Here is a 19,769-nt window from a genome sequence, read left to right on the forward strand (position 1 = left end):
AAAATGGCAAAAGAAACCTTTGTGGTTAATGGGATGACCTGTGCATCCTGTGTAGCCAATGTAGAAAATGCTGTTAATAAGTTGGATGGTGTGGACAAGACTGTGGTTAACCTAACCACCGAAAAAATGTCTGTGGATTATGTTGGGGATAAGGTCAGTCCAGAAGCTATTGAAAAAGCTGTGGCTGACGCTGGTTATGAGGCAGAAGTCTACAACCCAGATACAGCTAAGAGTCAGGAAGAACGTGAAGAAGACAAGATTCACAAGGTGCGTGAGCGTCTCATTTGGTCATCAATCTTCACCATTCCTCTCTTTTATCTAGCTATGGGGCCAATGGTCGGTCTACCTGTGCCAAACTTCTTGTCTCCTCATCATGCGGCCTTGACTTATGCCTTGGTGTTGCTAGTTTTGACAGTGCCCGTCATGTGGTTGGGCCGTTCCTTCTATAGTAATGGTTTTCGTACCTTGGCTAAGGGTCATCCTAACATGGATGCCTTGGTAGCCTTGGCAACATCGGCAGCCTTTCTTTATAGTCTCTATGGTACTTATCACATTTCTTTGGGACATGCCCATCACGCCCACCAACTTTATTTTGAGTCAGTGGCTGTTATCTTGACCCTGATTACTCTTGGTAAGTACTTTGAAACCCTCTCTAAGGGTCGAACATCAGAAGCTATCAAGAAACTCATGCACTTGTCAGCCAAGGAAGCAACTGTCCTTCGTGATGGTAAGGAAGTCAAGCTTCCTGTGGATAAGGTTGTTCTTGGTGACCATATTGTGGTCAAACCTGGGGAAAAGATAGCCGTGGATGGTCAGGTGATTTCTGGTAGCTCTGCTATTGATGAGAGTATGCTTACAGGTGAGTCACTTCCTATTGAAAAATCTGTTGGTAAACCAGTGTTTGCAGGTTCTATTAATGGTCAAGGTAGTCTGATTTATGAAGCTGAAAAGATTGGTAAGGACACCTTGCTTTCCCAAATCATCAAATTGGTCGAGGATGCCCAACAAACCAAGGCACCGATTGCTAAGATTGCCGATCAGGTGTCAGCTGTCTTTGTTCCCGTTGTCATGGCTATTGCCCTTGTTTCAGGTCTCTTCTGGTACTTTATCATGGGACAAACCTTTACCTTCGCAATGACTGTCGCAGTCAGCGTCTTGGTTATTGCTTGTCCATGTGCTTTAGGTCTTGCGACACCAACAGCCATCATGGTTGGTACAGGCCTTGGTGCCGAGCATGGTATTCTCTACAAGCGTGGAGATGTGCTCGAGTTAGCTCACAAGGCTGACGTCCTCATTTTTGACAAGACAGGAACCATTACTCAGGGCAAACCTCAGCTCGTTTCTAGCTATACTTATGGCAATGGCGGAGCCGCCTTGCAACTTTTGGCATCCTTGGAAGCCAAGTCTGAACACCCCTTGGGTCAAGCCATCCTTGTGGCAGCAGAAAATGCTAACTTGGACTTGTTAGAAATGGATAATTTCTCAAGTTTGACTGGACGAGGACTTACTGCCATCTATGCAGGAAAAACTTATCTAGCTGGGAATCAAACCCTTATGGCAGAGGAAAAAGTCGACTTGACTTCAGCACAAGCTGATTTCCAAAGCTTGACAGCTGATAGTCAGACACCGATTTTCCTAGCTGAGGATGGCAAGTTAATCGGACTCTTTGGTGTAGCCGATCAGGTTAAAGCAGATAGTGCCGATATGGTGGCAGCTCTTCATCAAATGGGCAAGGAAGTCATCATGTTGACTGGGGATAATGACCAAACAGCTCAAGCCATCGCTCAAAAGGTTGGTATCAAGCGCGTTATCAGTCAAGTGCTTCCGCAAGAAAAATCTAGGGTGATTAGCGACCTGCAAGCAGAAGAAAAATCAGTTATCATGGTTGGTGATGGTATCAATGATGCCCCAGCCCTTGCGACTGCTGATATCGGTATTGCCATGGGTTCAGGGACAGATATTGCCATGGAAAGTGCCGATATGGTCCTTATGAAACCAAATCTCATGGATGTGGTTAAGGCTCTGAAAATTAGTCAGGCGACGATCATAACGATTAAAGAGAACCTCTTTTGGGCCTTTATCTACAATATCTTGTCTATCCCAGTGGCCATGGGTGTCCTCCACCTCTTTGGAGGCCCACTCCTTGACCCAATGATAGCAGGACTGGCCATGAGCTTTAGCTCTGTCTCAGTCGTCCTCAATGCTCTGCGTCTCAAACGTCGCAAAGTCTAAGTGTCGATTGCTTATGCTCCCCATCACTTAAGACGTATATCAAAAAATAATTAAAGCAAAGGAAGAAAGAAAAATGACAAAAACATATAACATTACAGGAATGAAATGCCAAGGCTGTGTCAACACCGTTACCGAAAAACTCTCTGCTGTCAAAGGCGTAGACAAGGTTCAAGTTGACCTCGAAACTAAACAAGTCACTATCGAGGGTAAACCATGGAAGTGGTCACTCAAACGTGCCCTCAAAGGCACTAAGTTCGAACTTGGTGACGAAATTTAAGACAGGAAAAAAACAGCTATCAGGCTGTTTTTTTCTGCCCATAATCTTTTTGAAAATCCCTTCCTTTTGTGATATGATTAAAGTAATTATGTTCTCGAAATTGAGACTAGAAAATCAAGAAAAGAAAACGGTATACCTATGTCTAAACAAACCCTTATCCTTCTCTACGGTGGACGTTCAGCAGAACGTGAAGTGTCTGTGCTCTCAGCTGAGAGTGTTATGCGTGCGGTGGATTACAGCGCATTTAAGGTTAAAACCTACTTTATCACTCAGTCTGGTGATTTTATCAAAACACAAGAATTTACAGAAACACCAGGTGATGACGAGAAGCTCATGACTAATGACACAGTTGAGGTTAGTCAAGCTATCAAACCAAGCGATATTTATGAAGAAGGCGCTGTGGTATTCCCTGTCCTTCATGGTCCTATGGGTGAGGATGGGTCTGTCCAAGGTTTCCTCGAAACCCTCAAATTGCCATATGTGGGTACTAATGTTCTCTCATCAAGTGTGGCTATGGACAAGATTATGACCAAGCATATTCTTGAAGTTGCTGGAGTGCCTCAGGTTGCCTACACAGTCTTCATAGAGGGTGAAGATTTGGAAGCAGCCGTAGCAGAGACGCTTGAAAAATTGACCTTCCCAGTGTTTGTCAAACCTGCTAACATGGGGTCATCTGTTGGGATTTCTAAAGCTGAAAATGAAGTAGAGCTTCGTGCAGCGATTGATTTGGCTCTCAAATATGATAGCCGCATCTTGATTGAGCAAGGTGTGGTTGCCCGTGAAATCGAGGTTGGTATCCTTGGAAATACAACTGTCAAGACGACAGATCCAGGTGAAGTGGTCAAAGACGTTGCTTTCTATGATTACCAAGCTAAGTACATCGACAATAAGATTACCATGGACATCCCAGCTCACGTGCCTGCAGAAGTCATGACACAAATGCGTACCTATGCGGCTAAGGCCTTCCGTGCCCTAGGTGGTTGTGGTCTTGCCCGCTGCGATTTCTTCCTGACAGAGGATGGAGCCATCTACCTTAATGAGCTCAACACCATGCCAGGTTTCACCCAATGGTCAATGTACCCACTACTTTGGGAAAATATGGGACTTTCTTACTCAGACCTAATCAAAGAATTGGTAGCCTTGGGACAAGAAATGTTCGACAAACGTGAAAGCCATTTGATTTAAGAATGATGATTTATAAGACAGACATCTTAGTCTCGGAGAAATCTCTGAGACTGAGGTGTTTTTTTCTTTACAGAAATCCAGATTTTATTTATATCTTTTCTTTATCACCTTGATAAAAAATACATATTATCCAAATAAACTAACAGGTGGTAGAATAAATCTAACGATTCAAATGTAATAAAGCAATTCGTTCGTATTTGATGAAAATTTGTGTCTCACAAATTTCATCAGCGACGAGTCGTGATCAAAGGGCTAGAAGTAGATGTCAGTGAGTACTCACGGAATTTTAGACGCCCTTTGTATCTTGTAGAATTGAACACGGGCTAAATTCCTAGAGCAAAAGATAAACTTCCTAGTGTGCCAGCACACGTCGTCAGTTTCCTATTTGCCACACGGAATTTTAGACGCCCTTTGTATCTTGTAGAATTGAACACGGGCTAAATTCCTAGAGCAAAAGATAAACTTCCTAGTGTGCCAGCACACGTCGTCAGTTTCCTATTTGCCACACGGAATTTTAGACGCCCTTTGTATCTTGTAGAATTGAACACGGGCTAAATTCCTAGAGCAAAAGATAAACTTCCTAGTGTGGTAGCACACGTCGTCAGTTTCCTATTTGTTTTACGGAATTTTAGACGCCTTTTGTATCTTGTTTTGAGGAGGTAGGTTTTGGACTGGTCCATTGTTCAACAGTATTTGCCCTTTTATCAGAAAGCATTCTTTTTAACCTTACATATTGCTGTTCTGGGGATTATTGGGTCCTTCCTTTTGGGCTTGGTGGTGAGCGTTATTCGTCATTATCGAGTTCCAGTTTTGAGTCAGCTTTCGACGGCTTATATTGAGCTGTCTCGTAATACGCCACTCTTGATTCAGCTCTTCTTTCTCTACTTTGGCTTGCCTCGTATAGGTTTGGTTCTATCGTCAGAGGCTTGTGCTGTGGTAGGTTTGATTTTCTTGGGTGGTTCCTATATGGCGGAGTCCTTCCGAAGTGGTCTAGAGGCTGTTAGTCAGACCCAGCATGAAGTGGGTTTGTCTATTGGTTTGACGCCATTCCAAGTCTTTCGCTATGTGGTCCTTCCTCAGGCAGTGGCAGTGGCACTTCCGTCATTTAGTGCTAACGTCATCTTCCTTATCAAGGAAACGTCAGTATTCTCAGCGGTAGCCTTGGCGGATTTAATGTATGTGGCCAAGGATTTGATTGGTCTTTACTACGAAACCGATGTGGCTCTAGGCATGTTGGTGGTAGCATACCTCTTGATGTTGCTGCCGATTTCTCTAGTCTTTAGTTGGATTGAAAGGAGGTTACGCTATGCAGGATTCGGGCTTTCAAGTTCTTCTTCAGGGGAATAATTTCCTACGTATCTTACAAGGTTTAGGCGTAACTATTGGAATTTCCATCGTCTCGGTTCTTCTGTCCCTTTTACTAGGAACCCTTTTGGGGATTGTCATGACTTCGAAGTCTAAGATTGTTCGGCTTTTGTCACGTATTTATCTGGAATTTATTCGTATCATGCCTCAATTAGTCTTGCTCTTTATTGTCTATTTTGGTCTGGCTAGGAACTTTAACATTAATATCTCAGGTGAGCTATCGGCTATTATCGTCTTTACCCTTTGGGGAACGGCTGAGATGGGCGATTTGGTGCGTGGGTCAATCACATCGCTACCTAAACACCAGTTTGAGAGCGGAAGGGCCCTTGGCTTGACCAATGGACAACTCTATACCTATGTGATTATTCCACAAGTCTTGCGTCGCTTGTTGCCTCAGGCTATTAACCTTGTGACACGGATGATTAAGACCACGTCCTTGGTGGTTTTGATTGGGGTGGTTGAGGTGACCAAGGTTGGTCAGCAGATTATCGACAGTAACCGCCTGACTATTCCAACAGCTTCTTTCTGGATTTATGGCACGATTTTGATTCTTTATTTTGCCATTTGTTACCCAGTATCTAAGCTGTCTACTTATCTTGAAAATCGTTGGAGGAATTAAGATGACAGAAAGCATTTTACAAATCAAGGATTTGAAAAAGTCCTTTGGGGACAATGAGATTCTCAAAGGCATCTCCTTGGATGTTAAACAAGGTGAAGTCGTTGTTATCTTGGGTTCCTCAGGTTGTGGGAAATCGACTTTGCTACGTTGTATCAATGGCTTGGAGACCATTCAAGGAGGCGATATTCTCCTTGATGGCAAGTCTATCACTGGCAGTAAGAAGGATTTCCACTTGATTCGTCAGAAAATCGGAATGGTCTTTCAAAGTTATGACCTCTTTCCACACTTGGACATCCTACAAAATCTGATCTTGGGTCCAGTCAAAGCTCAAGGGCGTAATAAGGAAGAAGTCATTGCGGAGGCTGAGAAACTTTTGGACCGTGTGGGACTTCTGGACAAGAAGCATAGCTTCGCACGACAACTGTCAGGTGGTCAAAAGCAGCGTGTGGCCATTGTCCGTTCTCTGCTTATGCATCCAGAGGTTATCCTCTTTGACGAGGTGACGGCTTCGCTTGACCCTGAGATGGTTCGTGAGGTTCTGGAATTGATTAATGACCTGGCTCAAGAAGGGCGTACCATGTTGATTGTCACCCATGAGCTTCAGTTTGCGCGTGCCATCGCTGACCGTATTATCTTTATGGATAAGGGCGTCATCGCTGAGGAAGGTACTGCTGAAGAATTCTTCAATCATCCAAAGACACAGCGGGCTCAAGAGTTCCTTAATGTCTTTGACTTCAGCCAGTTTGGTGCCTATTTGTAACCCATTATTTTTAGTGAAAATAAATTATTTTAGGAGATATTTATGAAATTAACAAAGAAAATTTTTGCCCTATTAGCCCTCGTCTTTGCCTTGGTGGCAGTGACTGCATGCTCAAGTAACAGTAGCTCTGGTAAATCAACAGCCAAAGCACGTACGATCGAAGAAATTAAGAAGAGTGGTGAACTCCGTATCGCCGTCTTTGCGGACAAGAAACCTTTCGGTTATGTAGATAACAAGGGAGCTTACCAAGGTTACGATATTGAACTTGGTAACCGTTTGGCCAAAGATTTGGGTGTTAAACCTAAATACGTTTCAGTAGATGCGGCCAACCGTGCAGAATTCTTGATTTCAAATAAGGTAGATATTACCCTTGCCAACTTTACAGTGACTGATGAACGTAAGAAACAAGTGGATTTTGCCCTTCCTTATATGAAAGTCTCAATCGGTGTGGTATCACCTAAAGACAAGGTAATCAAGGACGTTAAAGAGCTTGAAGGTAAGACTTTGATTGTTACTAAGGGGACAACTGCTGAAACTTACTTTGAAAAGAACTACCCAAATATCAAATTGCAAAAGTATGACCAATATAGTGATGCTTACCAAGCCCTCCTTGATGGTCGTGGTGATGCCTTCTCAACTGATAATACAGAAGTTCTTGCTTGGGCTCTAGAAAATAAAGGTTACGAAGTAGGAATCACATCACTTGGTGACCCAGATACCATTGCCCCAGCGGTTCAAAAAGGTAACAAAGAACTCCTTGACTTTATCAATAAAGACATTAAGAAACTTGGTGAAGAGAATTTCTTCCACAAAGATTATGAAAAAACACTTCACCCAACCTATGGCGATGCAGCAAATGCTGACGATCTCGTCGTTGAAGGTGGCGAAGTGAAATAAGACTGACATCCTTCGTAAGAGGTAAGTCTTGCTTAACAAGAATAAAACAAGTAAACCACCTCGTGGCTATCTAGGTTAACTAGAAGCAGGGGTGGTTTTACTTGTTTTTATAGTTTCTTTTAATCTTCCATTCAACAAAAAGGATATATAAACAAGCTTCCAAACATTCCAAATACGATATAAGGTCTTAGACGATCAAGCAAGGTCTTTCGTTGATTATAAGGCGATTTTGAACCGTCTTTCCAGGTAATACTTTTGTCCTTATCATCCACCAGTTTGTAAGATTCGACATTATAGGTCAGATAATTGTCTTTACGAACATAAATATTCAAATAGTTGTGGCCGTTCTTAGTGGGGAGGTCTGTCAGGTAACCTTCCACAGTGTAGAGCTCCATGTGAAGAGTTCCGTCATTAAGCCGCTTGACTGGGCGAGCTCTAGCAGCATAGATAATATCCTTATTGACTGTATAATGACCATAATAATAAAAACCACCATACAGCAGTGCCAGTAGCACTAAGATAATCAATTCAGCTGTTGGCTCTGGTAGGATGATCTTTCTCCAATTAAGGCGTCATCATTTAGGTTCTTCGATACTTTGACAGGCGCTATTTATATTTTCCTCTCCTTTAGAGGTTGATTAATTTTTTCTTTGTCATGCCTAATCCTTTCATCAACCATTGTAACAAATTCGTCTCCCAAGCAAAAGCTAGCCTGATTTGTGATATAATTGGGAGTGATTGTAGACAAGGAAATCTTATTTCTTGCCAGACTTGTAAAAATAAAACAGAGGATTTTAAGATGAAACTGACACTCCATGAAATTGCCAAGGTTGTTGGCGCTAAAAATGATGTCACAGCCTATGAAGATGTTGCCATTAACCAGATTGAGTTTGATAGCCGTAAGATTACAGAGGGTGACCTCTTTTTGCCACTAAAAGGTGTGCGTGATGGGCATGATTTTATCCAAACAGCCTTTGGCAATGGTGCTCTAGGGACATTCACAGAAAAAGAATTACCAGCTGATCAAGTCCACATCCTAGTTGATGATGCTCTTGAAGCTTTCCAAAAGCTAGCTGCCTACTATCTTGAAAAGATGGGTGTTGATGTCATTGCGGTAACTGGTTCTAACGGTAAGACAACAACCAAGGACATGATTCATGATATCTTAGCAACAACCTATCGTACTTACAAAACTCAAGGTAATTACAACAATGAGATTGGTCTTCCTTATACAGCCCTCCACATGCCTGATGATACAGAAAAAATCGTCCTTGAGATGGGACAAGATCACATGGGAGACATTCACCTCTTGTCAACCTTGGCAAAGCCAAAGACAGCTGTTGTTACCTTAATCGGAGAGGCTCATTTGGAATTCTTCGGTAGTCGTGACAAGATTGCTCAAGGTAAAATGCAAATGCAAGACGGTATGCCTGATGGTAGTCTCTTGCTTGTACCAAGTGATCCAATCGTTGATCCTTTCTTGCCAAGCAATCTTGAAGTGGTACGCTTTGGGGATGGTGCAGAGCTTACAGTCTCTGATTTGATGGAATACAAGGATCACCTCACCTTCTCAACTAACTTCCTAGACGGACAAGTTACCTTGCCAGTCACTGGAAAATACAATGCTACAAATGCTATGGTTGCTGCCTATGTCGCCAAACACTTGGGTGTAACTGAGGAAAATATCCTCACAGCTCTTGCTAACTTGCAGCTTACAAAAAATCGTACTGAATGGAAAAAAGCAGCTAACGGTGCGGATATTCTTTCAGACGTTTACAATGCCAATCCAACAGCCATGAAGCTCATTTTGGAGACCTTCTCAGCTATTCCTAAGAATGAAGGAGGCAAGAAAATCGCTGTCCTAGCTGATATGAAAGAACTCGGTGAACAGTCTGTGCAACTTCATACGCAGATGATTCTAAGCCTGACACCAGATGCTATTGATACGGTGATTTTCTACGGTGAAGACATTGCAGAATTGTCACAACTTGCTAGCCAAATGTTCCCTCTTGGTCATGTTTATTATTTTAAGAAAACAGCTGATGAAGACCAATTTGACGCTATGGTTAAGCACATCAAAGAAAGCCTAGGCGAGCACGATCAAATCTTGCTCAAGGGCTCTAACTCTATGAACCTAGCTAAGGTCGTGGAAGAACTCCAAGCTAAGAATTAAGTTATCCAACCTGCTCTCTGAAGCAGGTTTTTGCTTTACCCTGAAATTTGATATAATAGCAGGCATAGTAGTTTCATCAGGAGAAGAGAATGAAGGATTTTTTGACAACGACCCAAACTCATCCACCCCATGTACCTTTGCCCTATTATTTACTTATGCTCTTGGCAATGGTGTTTTTGAGTTACTTGAGTTGGCTTTGGCATAACAATAATATATGGCGTTGGACCTTTCTTACTATCCAAGCCATTCAACTCTTTGCCCTCTATACCTGGTACCTCTGGCAGGGCTTTCCGCTTTATATTAGTCTACCCCTGTACCATTGCCGCATGGCCATGTTTGCTGTTCTCCTTCTGAAAAATAGTAGGATAAAGAGCTATTTCGCTATTATGGGAGTTGTCGGGACCTACTGTGCATTGGTTTATCCAGTATTTGATCCCTATGAGTTTCCTCATATCACAGGCTTTTCTTTCCTAATTGGTCACTATGCCCTACTGGTCAACAGCCTGAATGTCATTTTTAACAGTTATAAAACCCAACCCATCAGTCAACAACTGATTGTGGTGGCTACCTTGATACTGAATCTAGGTCTTGTAATAGTTAATCAGACCATCGGTGGAAACTATGGCATGCTTAAACACACGCCATTTATTATGGGAACTCCCTTATTTGTCAAATACCTTGCTGTTTCAGGAGCTCTGATTATTCTTATGATAATTATGAAAAAAGGGCTGGAGCATTCTGAAGAGAAATATTAAATAAATGAAGAAACACGCTATCAGAAAGTTGATAGTGTGTTTCTTCATTTTATTTGTTTTATTCTAACACAAAACGCTTTCAGAATTGCTTTCACACTGTAATTTGGATATAATAAAAGAGCTGTGCCTGCGAGAATTATTGCAAGCCTCGACAACAAATGTAGCTTTTAAAAGCCAGAGATTTTCTGAAAGAAGTGCTACAACTATCTTCCTTTTCGATCTGGTAAAAACCGATGACTGTCAGTTCCTATTTAGCATGGAAGTTTTACAATTCCTAAGGAAGCTACTGACGTCCGATACTGCTAAGGAAAAGTATCAAAAAGATTATTTTTAAAGAAGAAAGAAAACTATGAGTATCCAAGACGAAATCAAAAAACGCCGTACTTTTGCCATCATCTCTCACCCCGATGCTGGTAAAACAACAATCACTGAACAATTGCTTTACTTTGGGGGTGAAATCCGTGAAGCTGGTACCGTAAAAGGTAAGAAAACCGGAAACTTCGCTAAGTCAGACTGGATGGATATCGAGAAACAACGTGGTATCTCAGTAACTTCATCTGTGATGCAGTTTGACTATGCCGGCAAACGTGTTAATATCCTTGATACCCCAGGGCACGAGGACTTCTCAGAAGATACCTACCGTACTCTTATGGCGGTTGACGCTGCCGTCATGGTCGTTGACTCAGCCAAAGGTATCGAGGCCCAAACCAAAAAACTTTTCGAAGTTGTCAAACACCGTGGGATTCCTGTCTTTACCTTCATGAACAAATTGGACCGTGATGGACGTGAGCCGCTTGACCTATTGGAAGAATTGGAAGAAGTGCTTGGTATTGCCAGCTACCCAATGAACTGGCCTATCGGTATGGGTAAAGCCTTCGAAGGACTTTATGACCTCTATAACGAACGCTTGGAGCTTTACAAGGGTGACGAGCGCTTTGCCAAGATTGAAGATGGTGATACCCTTTTTGCCAACAACCCATTCTATGAGCAAGCTAAAGAAGATATCGAACTCTTGACAGAAGCGGGTAATGAATTCTCTGAAGAAGCTATTTTAGCTGGTGAATTGACGCCGGTCTTCTTCGGTTCTGCCCTCACTAACTTTGGGGTTCAAACCTTCCTCGATACCTTCCTCAAATTTGCGCCAGAACCACATGGCCACAAGACAGTTGATGGTGACGAGATTGATCCTCTTAACAAGGACTTCTCTGGTTTTGTTTTCAAAATCCAAGCCAACATGGACCCACGTCACCGTGACCGTATCGCCTTTGTTCGTATCGTGTCTGGTGAATTCGAGCGTGGTATGAGTGTTAACCTAACCCGTACTGGTAAAGGAGCTAAGCTCTCAAACGTCACTCAGTTCATGGCCGAATCTCGTGAAAATGTTGAAAATGCCGTGGCAGGAGACATTATCGGGGTTTACGATACAGGAACTTACCAGGTTGGTGATACCCTTACTGTAGGTAAAAATAAATTTGAATTTGAGCCACTACCAACCTTTACGCCAGAGTTGTTCATGAAAGTTTCTGCAAAAAACGTTATGAAACAGAAGTCCTTCCACAAAGGAATTGAACAATTGGTGCAAGAAGGAGCCATCCAGCTCTACACCAACTACCAAACAGGCGAATACATGCTTGGTGCCGTTGGGCAACTTCAGTTTGAAGTTTTCAAACACCGTATGGAAAATGAATACAATGCCGAGGTCGTCATGACTCCAATGGGTAAAAAGACTGTGCGTTGGATTCAACCCGAGGACCTTGATGAACGCATGTCATCAAGTCGAAATATCTTGGCTAAAGACCGCTTTGACCAACCAGTATTTCTCTTTGAAAATGACTTTGCCCTCCGTTGGTTTGCCGATAAATACCCAGATGTAACGTTGGAAGAGAAGATGTAATACGGCACAAAAGATGACGATTTTAAATCGTTCATCTTTTGACGCTAGCCACTATCTTGTGGCTAGCTAGCCGTCTCACTAACTACGTCAGACGAATAATATCGATTCGTCTGACTTCGTGGCGTAGCATCTTTATAATGCAATCTACGCCACGTCCTATGAGATCGTGGCTAAGTCCCTTACTAACTCGAAAATGGAAAATATCGTTTCCGTTTTCTCATGTCGTAATATCTTATATAAACACAAAAACCATAGGACTGCCACTTAAGACTGTCCTATGGTTTCTTTTATTTTTCCGTATTGAGTAACCTGCCTAGGAATCGTTGTAGGGCGAAGAAAACGATGAGGCTGGCTAATGTTTCTCCAAGGAAGGATGAGCTATTGACAATAAACGAATAGAGATAAGGGCTTTGTCCTTTAGGGGCATAGCTTCCCCAAAAGATGACACCGGCTATAAAGTGAATGAGGTAACGAGCAAAGCTACCAAGCAGAATCCCCCCAGTGATCACCATCAGAGACTTGACTTTATTGCCTTGTTTAATGGCTTTATCAAGGGCTGGTTTGACAATACCACTGATACCAATCAGGCTAAAGGCGACAAAATACTCCAGAAAACCTTGTGTTAAGGTTAGCCAACCACCGGCTGCCTGTCCTGTCACCACTTGAAGTAGCCCCCAGATAAGACCGCCCATAGCACCAGCTTTTGAGCCCCAGCGAAAACTGAGGAGAAAGATAGGTACCATCTTAAAGGAAAGGGAAATCCAAGGGCCTAGTGACATAGGCTGGGTAACTAGGTCCAGGATATAAGCAATGGTTGCCAAAAGGGCAACCTCAATCATTGGCCGAATATTTGTTTTCGACATAAAAAAACCTCCTATACCAATCGTCTTGATTGGCTGTTTTTTTGCCACATCAAAACGACGTCATAGAAGTTCCTCTATTTCAATCTATTTTGAGACACATCCCTACGCAGGTCCTAACCTGATCAGGTGGTAAGAGTTTAGGCAAGTCTTGAAGAAAAAATTCAAGCTAGCCATTCTCAGCAATTGCTCCTCTTGTGACCCTTTTATTGTACTACCAGAAACCCATTTCTGCAAGTGTCTGAAATCTTAAAATTGTGGTATAGTTAAAGCAAGGATTATCTTTACAATACAATAAAAAAGGAGAAACAACTATGGGAATTTTTTCAGGACTGCTTGGCAACGCATCTAAAAAAGATAATGATAAGGTTGAGCGCCAATTAGAGGGAATCTTAATTCCAGGTGAACAGGTGGAGTTAGCCTATGTTTTAGTTCGTGACTTGATTGTTTTTACAGAGAAGCGCTTGATTTTAGTCGATAAGCAAGGTGTTACAGGAAAGAAGACTTCCTATAAATCTATCCCTTATCACTCAATCTCTCGTTTTACTGTAGAAAGCTCAGGACATTTTGACCTAGATGCTGAGCTTAAGATTTGGATTTCATCAGCACTGGAGCCTGCAGAGGTCCTTCAATTTAAGAGTGATAATAATGTTTTTGAAATCCAACAAGCTTTGGCAGCAGCAGTGCTAGAGTAATGAGGAAGAAAAATGTTTATTGAAAAAGAACTGAGTTATAAGCGTCACTGGATTAATATTGACTCAGATATTATTTCTGAGCAATCCTACCTTTATACCAAGTATGATATTGACCAAGAAACCATAGAGTATGCCTTGGATAAAAATGAACGAGCTCATATGGATTACAACCGTGAGAATGGGACAATCACCTTTATCTATAATGTTCTGGCGCTTGAAAAGGACAAGGAATACTATGAAACTATCCCTCTGACCTTTATTGTACAAGATACGCGTTTGGTGACCATTAGTAACGAGGATAATGCTTATGTGATAAGCAAGATGCAAGACTATGTGGATAACCATGAGGATTTGTCTATCTACAAGTTGCTCTTTGCAGGACTTGAGATGATTTCAAATGCCTATTATCCCGTTATTGAACGCTTGGATCAGCAAAAAGATGAGGTTAGTCGACGCCTAAGGCAGACCACGACAAGTAAGAATCTGTACGACCTTTCAGATTTGGAAACAGGCATGGTCTATTTGGTGGCTGCAGCTACACAAAACCGTCTCCTTTTGGAACATATTAAGGGGCATGCCATTTATCGTCGTCTCAATGAGGTCGAAAAAGAGCAGTTTGATGATGCCATGATTGAAGCTAGGCAGTTGGTTGCCATGACGGATCTTATTTCTAAGGTCTTACAACAACTATCAGGTTCTTATAATAATATCCTAAACAACAATCTGAACAACAACTTGAGTAATTTGACTATTATTGAGGTACTATTGGGAGTTCTTGCCGTCATTACCGGTTTCTTTGGGATGAATGTTCCTCTACCTTTTATGACTGTCAGTCCAGCTTGGATTTTCATCATTTTTGGTAGTGTGATTCTTTGTTTGGTCTTGGCCCGCTATCTGCGTTGGTTAGTTCATAAATAATTATCAGTGAGTGAAACCGTCTTCTCAAATTGGAGGCGGTTTTAAAACGTTATTTTCTGTCTTTTTATTTCTAAATATGATAGACTAGATGAGTTGTTAAATTAACGACTATAAAATACAAGCAGATGCTTTATCTGCTCACCCAAGTTTCATAAGGTGGCTTCGCACCGCCTTCAAATAGAAAGAAGAATACTTTGAAATTTACAGATTTAAACCTATCAGAAGACATCCAATCAGCTGTTGTAGCTGCCGGTTTTGAAAAACCATCACCTATCCAAGAGTTGACAATTCCACTCGCTCTTGAAGGTAAGGATGTTATCGGTCAGGCCCAAACTGGTACTGGTAAAACAGCTGCCTTTGGTCTGCCTACCCTAAATAAAATTCGTACAGAAGAAAATACAATCCAAGCTCTTGTTATTGCCCCAACACGTGAGTTGGCAGTGCAATCTCAAGAAGAGCTTTTCCGTTTTGGTCGTGACAAAGGTGTTAAGGTTCGCTCAGTCTACGGTGGTTCTAGCATTGAAAAACAAATCAAGGCCCTCCGTTCAGGTGCCCACATCGTTGTAGGGACACCAGGTCGTCTTCTTGACCTTATCAAACGTAAGGCTCTTAAACTCAATAACATTGAGACTTTGATTTTGGATGAAGCTGATGAAATGCTTAACATGGGCTTCCTTGAAGACATTGAAGCTATCATCAGCCGAGTACCAGAGGAACGTCAAACCCTACTCTTCTCAGCAACGATGCCTGATGCCATCAAACGTATTGGTGTGCAGTTCATGAAAGACCCTGAGCATGTGAAAATCAAGGCTAAAGAATTGACCAATGTTAACGTTGACCAATACTTTATCCGAGTGAAGGAACAAGAGAAGTTTGATACTATGACTCGCCTTATGGACGTTGACCAACCAGAATTGTCAATTGTCTTTGGTCGTACCAAACGTCGTGTGGATGAGTTGACACGTGGTTTGAAACTTCGTGGTTTCCGTGCAGAAGGTATCCACGGAGACCTTGACCAAAACAAACGTCTTCGTGTTATCCGTGACTTCAAGAACGACCAAATCGATATCTTGGTTGCGACAGACGTTGCAGCGCGTGGTCTTGACATTTCAGGTGTCACTCACGTCTACAACTACGATATTCCACAAGATCCAGAAAGCTACGTTCACCGTATTGGACGTACAGGTCGTGCAGGGGAATCAGGTCAATCCATTACTTTCGTAGCACCAAACGAAATGGGTTACCTCAGTATCATTGAAAACTTGACTAAGAAACGCATGAAAGGTCTTAAGCCACCAACAGCTCAAGAAGCATTCCAAGCTAAGAAGAAAGTTGCCCTTAAGAAAATTGAACGTGACTTTGCGGATGAAGCTATCCGTGCTAACTTTGACAAGTTCAAGGGTGATGCGGTTAAATTGGCTCAAGAATTCACACCTGAAGAATTGGCACTTTACATCTTGAGCTTGACCGTTCAAGACCCAGAGACAATGCCAGAAGTGGAAATTGCCCGTGAAAAACCATTGCCATTCAAACCATCAGGTGGTGGCTTTGGTGGTAAAGGCGGCAAAGGTGGCCGTGGCAACCGTGGTCGCGATAACAACCGTCGTGGTGGATACCGTGGCGACCGTAACCGCGATGACCGAGACGGTGGCCGTCGTGACTTTAAACGCAAGTCTAAGAAGAACAGTCGTGACTTCGAAAACCGTGGCAACAAACGCCCACACCGTACCTCAAGCGAAAAGAAAAACGGCTTTGTTATCCGTAATAAGGGTGATAAATAAACAATGAAAACGTTCTATGAAAATAGGGCGTTTTCTTATACCTTGAATATACAATATAAGTACATAATAAATTGCACTTATTCTTGAAAATTATCGAATCAAAAAAACACCATTCCAAGTAGAAAAAAAAGATGTTGTTTCGTTGACAATATTTTAGTGTTTATTACTATTTTAGGCGAGAGTTTTATCTCATCAAATTATTGATTTCGATTGACTTTATAGGACATCTTTTAAATTTATTCGAATAGGTTTTATCTCTAGACAAACATTAATTTTTTTGATAATATTAACATTCAATAAAATTAAAAGGAGATGTTGTGAAATTATTTGTTAAATATGGGATATTTCTATTCGCTTCCGTTATAGCTTTGAACTCCTATAATATTAAAGCTGATGAAAGTTCAACAACAAGTACAGATACTAATGTAAGTGATGCTACGGAAACAGCTACACATGAGATAATTATAGGAAATAATGCGAATACACTTTCAAGTTTGAAGAAAGACGAAAAGAATGGAAGTACCGAACCGACTATTACTAATGTTGAAATTTCTGGTGGAGTAGACCCATCAGTTACAGGCACTGATTTCTTTAAGGATGTTGAAATCAATCTTGAAGGAAATAACTTAACTGATGATAACTTCTTAACAGAAGAGGGACTTCATTGGTCAGACAAGACATATACAGAGATTATACAGGGAAAAGAAAATGGTATCATAAATGATCCTGAGAGGTTTGGGGCTTCTAATACACCCTCTACACCTGTTATAGCTTATAGCACGAATGTAGGAGATAGCGGTCGTATCAATTATATAGGTAAGACTTTATCAGGGATAGAGTTAGACTTGCTGTGGACTGTTCTAGAAAGTGATAAAGATGAATGGGCCTCTAACTCTGGATACAATGATAATCGTCCTAAAGGACTTGGATTTGCTGGAGAGCAGTCAATCTTGGGTGCAACAGGAAATTCAATTGTTATCTTATATAATAATGCGAGCAATCTTGCTCTCCATTATCAAATTGTCAAGCATGGAACAAAAATAGAGCAGCCTGTGGTAGTAAGTTTCATATCAACAGATATTGATGCAGCCCAAGGGGTACAGACCAATCTTGCGAATTTGGTTGAAATTATTCCAACGGAGTCTAATCTTATAAAAAAAGATGGCATTATTTATGATGCAACACCGGGTGTAGTAGGCCTTAATGGGTCTAAGGATTTGCCGAAGGGTGGCTATTTAGGTGCAGGTTTTATTTCAAATTTTGATTATACTTTTTATTCGCCAGCACCAGAAAGAGTTAATGATTCTTATTACTATCCAATGGCTGTTCGATATGACATTTTTGGCAGCAGTTTACAAGCGAATATCAAATCTCGCATTTCTAGGTCCATTATAGTTCAGTATGTAGACAATCATGGCAAAGAACTGAAGAAGACAGAATTTTATAAAGGCTTTGATGATGAATCTTATAAGGTTGATTCTATAAGTATTAAAGACTATCGGTTAATTGATGTAAAGAAATTCTCAGAAAGCTGGGGTAGGACAAGGATTCAGTTTGCTTATCAGAAAGAATTTCCAGTTACTTTAAAATTCCAAGATGAAAATGGCAAAGTCTTATCTGAGAGTGTGAAATATATTGCACTTGATGGCCAAAAGGTGACACATACACCAAAAGTGATTAGTGGCTATAGAACGCCAGAAAGATTTGAAGTTTTGGTTAACCAACCACTTACAAAGGTTTTTACTTATAAGAAAATTCAACAACCTATACATCAAGTTCTGATAAATAAGAATAAAGGTAAAGAATCACAGTCACAGATCGCTTTAGTTGGTCATCCTGTGGTGCCACCAAATAGTGCTAGCCAATCATATGATACTAATACTAGAGTGCAATACCATTCTTCAAAAAGCTATGTTCCAACGCCGACTTTTTCTCATTATGGCAACCATTTAGGAATAGAACAATACAATAGCCCAGGTCTACCAATTCCCAAAACTATACCTAAGAGTCAAGAAAAACCATCAAAAAATGAGAAGCAGAAAGATCCATTCTTAGTCAATACCAATATGACTATGGATGAAAAAAAGGACTTTCTTACTTATATTAAGTCGGTTGGTGATGAAGCTCGGAAAAAATATGGTAAAGATCATGATAAAATTAATCATACAATTGCAAATGCCATTGCTCGAGTTCCTTATGCTAATGATAAGCTACAATCAATGACAAATGACTTTGGTGAAGCTTCGGAATTTTTAACTTCTGATGTTGATTATTTACTAGGAAAATCACATACTGATAAATCTTACACAATAGATTTCCCACATCTGGCAGCTCCAATTGCTACTTCTTATAGAAGTGGATTTTTAAAAGAGATAGTTAAATTATTTGCTGGGCTGTCCCCGTATAATAAGTCTGGTTTATCTACTGAAGAGATTCTCTTCCAAAATAATTCCTTAGTGGGGGACTTGCTAACTACTATCGATAAAAAGGATTTTCTCACGGATATTGATGCTTACATCTTGAGATATCATAGTGAGTTTAAAGATATGGATCTTGATCAAGCCATTGAAAAATATTACAGTACTGATAATCTGGAACAGAAACGCCAAGAATACTATTCTCAAGCCTTAGAAGAGCAGTCGAAAAATACACCTACAGATAGCTATATGAGTCTCTTATTAATTGGAAGCGTTGCAAGTTTGTCTGGTATAGCATTGATTGCCTTAAAAAAACTTAAAAATATTGAAGCTGTTGTAAGAAGGTTGTTTAAAGACCCGCTTGGAACTTTTCGAACAGACCTCTGGGAGCCATTAAAGTCTCGAGCTATTACCTTTATCAAACAACCGCTAAAATTCTTCGAGAAAAACCTTACTACTCCAATTAGAAGAAATTTGGTTAGAATGAGCAATAATACCATACAAACCGTTTCTAAAATTAACAAAAACTTCATCAAACCAGTAGCTAATTTTACTATTAATAAAATCGCAAAACCAGTATATAATAGTATTAGGACTGTTGCTAAGCCAATTGTACAGGTTGTTAATAATACCGTGGTTAAACCTATTGGTAAGGTTGTTTATAACAATATAATTAAGCCAGTGTATAATCGTATCGTTAAACCAGTATCTGGGTTTGTCAATAGGAACATTATAAAACCAGTTTATAATAAGATAGTTAAACCTGTTTACAACCGTGTTGTGAAACCAATTGTTAGACCAATTTATCAAAAAGTTGTTAGACCAATTGCAAAAGCAACAAAACGTTATATTGTAAGACCTGTCGTAAATACTGTGAAACGTTTTGTTGTTAATCCAGTCAAGAGATTGTTTGGTCGTAGAAGAGGAAAGAGAATATGACA

At 40.9% G+C, this 19,769-nt stretch carries 16 protein-coding genes and 1 riboswitch; of the genes, 14 read left to right on the forward strand and 2 right to left on the reverse strand.

The genetic code is table 11. From position 1 onward, the window contains the following. Positions 1-3 precede the first annotated feature (3 nt). The 7 genes from RDY04_RS04335 to RDY04_RS04365 all read left to right on the forward strand — a co-directional run bounded on the left by RDY04_RS04335 (position 4) and on the right by RDY04_RS04365 (position 7,335). Positions 4-2,232 (forward strand): cation-translocating P-type ATPase, encoded by a 2,229-nt coding sequence (locus RDY04_RS04335; RefSeq protein ID WP_303951916.1) that lies wholly within the window; start codon positions 4-6, stop codon positions 2,230-2,232. 73 nt (positions 2,233-2,305) lie between these two features. Beyond that, complete coding sequence (gene copZ, locus RDY04_RS04340) at positions 2,306-2,509, forward strand: copper chaperone CopZ (protein WP_270537324.1); 204 nt, start codon at positions 2,306-2,308, stop codon at positions 2,507-2,509. Positions 2,510-2,647: 138 nt separating this feature from the next. Beyond that, positions 2,648-3,694, forward strand: a complete 1,047-nt coding sequence (locus RDY04_RS04345) for a D-alanine--D-alanine ligase (RefSeq protein ID WP_303951926.1) — start codon at positions 2,648-2,650, stop codon at positions 3,692-3,694. Between the two features lie 666 nt (positions 3,695-4,360). Then, complete coding sequence (locus RDY04_RS04350) at positions 4,361-5,041, forward strand: amino acid ABC transporter permease (RefSeq protein ID WP_303949832.1); 681 nt, start codon at positions 4,361-4,363, stop codon at positions 5,039-5,041. Next, positions 5,001-5,678: an amino acid ABC transporter permease gene (locus tag RDY04_RS04355; protein WP_303949834.1), complete on the forward strand. Its 678-nt coding sequence runs from the start codon at positions 5,001-5,003 to the stop codon at positions 5,676-5,678. The genes RDY04_RS04350 and RDY04_RS04355 overlap by 41 nt, the downstream gene beginning before the upstream one ends. A gap of 1 nt (position 5,679) precedes the next feature. Next, a complete protein-coding gene (locus RDY04_RS04360) occupies positions 5,680-6,438 on the forward strand; it encodes an amino acid ABC transporter ATP-binding protein (protein WP_045771962.1) in 759 nt (252 codons plus the stop codon). A gap of 42 nt (positions 6,439-6,480) precedes the next feature. Next, positions 6,481-7,335, forward strand: coding sequence for a cysteine ABC transporter substrate-binding protein (locus tag RDY04_RS04365; RefSeq protein WP_003094464.1), 855 nt, complete (start codon positions 6,481-6,483; stop codon positions 7,333-7,335). A 131-nt stretch (positions 7,336-7,466) separates the two neighbouring features. On the opposite strand, the gene RDY04_RS04370 is transcribed toward RDY04_RS04365, so the two are convergent. Continuing rightward, positions 7,467-7,862, reverse strand: a complete 396-nt coding sequence (locus RDY04_RS04370; RefSeq protein ID WP_374110364.1) for a hypothetical protein — start codon at positions 7,860-7,862, stop codon at positions 7,467-7,469. Between the two features lie 272 nt (positions 7,863-8,134). Here RDY04_RS04370 and murF point away from each other — a divergent pair, with 272 nt between their 5' ends. The 3 genes from murF (at position 8,135) to RDY04_RS04385 (ending at position 12,157) form a co-directional block, all read left to right on the forward strand. Beyond that, on the forward strand, positions 8,135-9,508 hold the full coding sequence (gene murF / locus RDY04_RS04375) for a UDP-N-acetylmuramoyl-tripeptide--D-alanyl-D-alanine ligase (RefSeq protein ID WP_303949840.1): 1,374 nt from the start codon (positions 8,135-8,137) through the stop codon (positions 9,506-9,508). Positions 9,509-9,597: 89 nt separating this feature from the next. Then, the gene (locus RDY04_RS04380; protein WP_303949842.1) at positions 9,598-10,263 is read left to right on the forward strand and encodes a YwaF family protein; all 666 of its coding nucleotides are present in this window, start codon (positions 9,598-9,600) and stop codon (positions 10,261-10,263) included. 349 nt (positions 10,264-10,612) lie between these two features. Continuing rightward, positions 10,613-12,157 (forward strand): peptide chain release factor 3, encoded by a 1,545-nt coding sequence (locus RDY04_RS04385; RefSeq protein ID WP_002884210.1) that lies wholly within the window; start codon positions 10,613-10,615, stop codon positions 12,155-12,157. Between the two features lie 287 nt (positions 12,158-12,444). Here RDY04_RS04385 and thiT read toward each other — a convergent pair whose 3' ends face one another. Continuing rightward, positions 12,445-13,020, reverse strand: a complete 576-nt coding sequence (gene thiT, locus RDY04_RS04390) for an energy-coupled thiamine transporter ThiT (protein WP_303949854.1) — start codon at positions 13,018-13,020, stop codon at positions 12,445-12,447. 82 nt (positions 13,021-13,102) lie between these two features. Beyond that, positions 13,103-13,223: riboswitch (TPP riboswitch) on the reverse strand. Between the two features lie 108 nt (positions 13,224-13,331). Between thiT and RDY04_RS04395 the strand changes: the two genes are divergently transcribed. The 4 genes from RDY04_RS04395 (at position 13,332) to RDY04_RS04410 (ending at position 19,767) form a co-directional block, all read left to right on the forward strand. Beyond that, positions 13,332-13,712, forward strand: a complete 381-nt coding sequence (locus RDY04_RS04395) for a PH domain-containing protein (protein WP_073686131.1) — start codon at positions 13,332-13,334, stop codon at positions 13,710-13,712. Between the two features lie 12 nt (positions 13,713-13,724). Beyond that, a complete protein-coding gene (locus tag RDY04_RS04400; RefSeq protein ID WP_303949860.1) occupies positions 13,725-14,630 on the forward strand; it encodes a magnesium transporter CorA family protein in 906 nt (301 codons plus the stop codon). A gap of 194 nt (positions 14,631-14,824) precedes the next feature. Next, on the forward strand, positions 14,825-16,411 hold the full coding sequence (locus RDY04_RS04405; protein WP_303949863.1) for a DEAD/DEAH box helicase: 1,587 nt from the start codon (positions 14,825-14,827) through the stop codon (positions 16,409-16,411). A gap of 317 nt (positions 16,412-16,728) precedes the next feature. Beyond that, positions 16,729-19,767 carry a MucBP domain-containing protein gene (locus RDY04_RS04410; RefSeq protein WP_303949865.1) on the forward strand — a complete coding sequence of 1,013 codons (3,039 nt, stop codon included), beginning with the start codon at positions 16,729-16,731 and terminating at the stop codon, positions 19,765-19,767. Positions 19,768-19,769: the final 2 nt, after the last annotated feature.

It is taken from the genome of uncultured Streptococcus sp. (assembly GCF_902463925.1).
Classification (GTDB): domain Bacteria; phylum Bacillota; class Bacilli; order Lactobacillales; family Streptococcaceae; genus Streptococcus.

What these genes read in the sequence shown, in the direction of transcription:
- RDY04_RS04335 (WP_303951916.1), top strand. Translation starts at nt 4, where the DNA reads ATGGCAAAAGAAACCTTTGTGGTTAATGGGATGACCTGTGCATCCTGT.
- copZ (WP_270537324.1), top strand. Translation starts at nt 2,306, where the DNA reads ATGACAAAAACATATAACATTACAGGAATGAAATGCCAAGGCTGTGTC.
- RDY04_RS04345 (WP_303951926.1), top strand. Translation starts at nt 2,648, where the DNA reads ATGTCTAAACAAACCCTTATCCTTCTCTACGGTGGACGTTCAGCAGAA.
- RDY04_RS04355 (WP_303949834.1), top strand. Translation starts at nt 5,001, where the DNA reads ATGCAGGATTCGGGCTTTCAAGTTCTTCTTCAGGGGAATAATTTCCTA.
- RDY04_RS04360 (WP_045771962.1), top strand. Translation starts at nt 5,680, where the DNA reads ATGACAGAAAGCATTTTACAAATCAAGGATTTGAAAAAGTCCTTTGGG.
- RDY04_RS04365 (WP_003094464.1), top strand. Translation starts at nt 6,481, where the DNA reads ATGAAATTAACAAAGAAAATTTTTGCCCTATTAGCCCTCGTCTTTGCC.
- murF (WP_303949840.1), top strand. Translation starts at nt 8,135, where the DNA reads ATGAAACTGACACTCCATGAAATTGCCAAGGTTGTTGGCGCTAAAAAT.
- RDY04_RS04380 (WP_303949842.1), top strand. Translation starts at nt 9,598, where the DNA reads ATGAAGGATTTTTTGACAACGACCCAAACTCATCCACCCCATGTACCT.
- RDY04_RS04385 (WP_002884210.1), top strand. Translation starts at nt 10,613, where the DNA reads ATGAGTATCCAAGACGAAATCAAAAAACGCCGTACTTTTGCCATCATC.
- thiT (WP_303949854.1), bottom strand. Translation starts at nt 13,020, where the DNA reads ATGTCGAAAACAAATATTCGGCCAATGATTGAGGTTGCCCTTTTGGCA.
- RDY04_RS04395 (WP_073686131.1), top strand. Translation starts at nt 13,332, where the DNA reads ATGGGAATTTTTTCAGGACTGCTTGGCAACGCATCTAAAAAAGATAAT.
- RDY04_RS04400 (WP_303949860.1), top strand. Translation starts at nt 13,725, where the DNA reads ATGTTTATTGAAAAAGAACTGAGTTATAAGCGTCACTGGATTAATATT.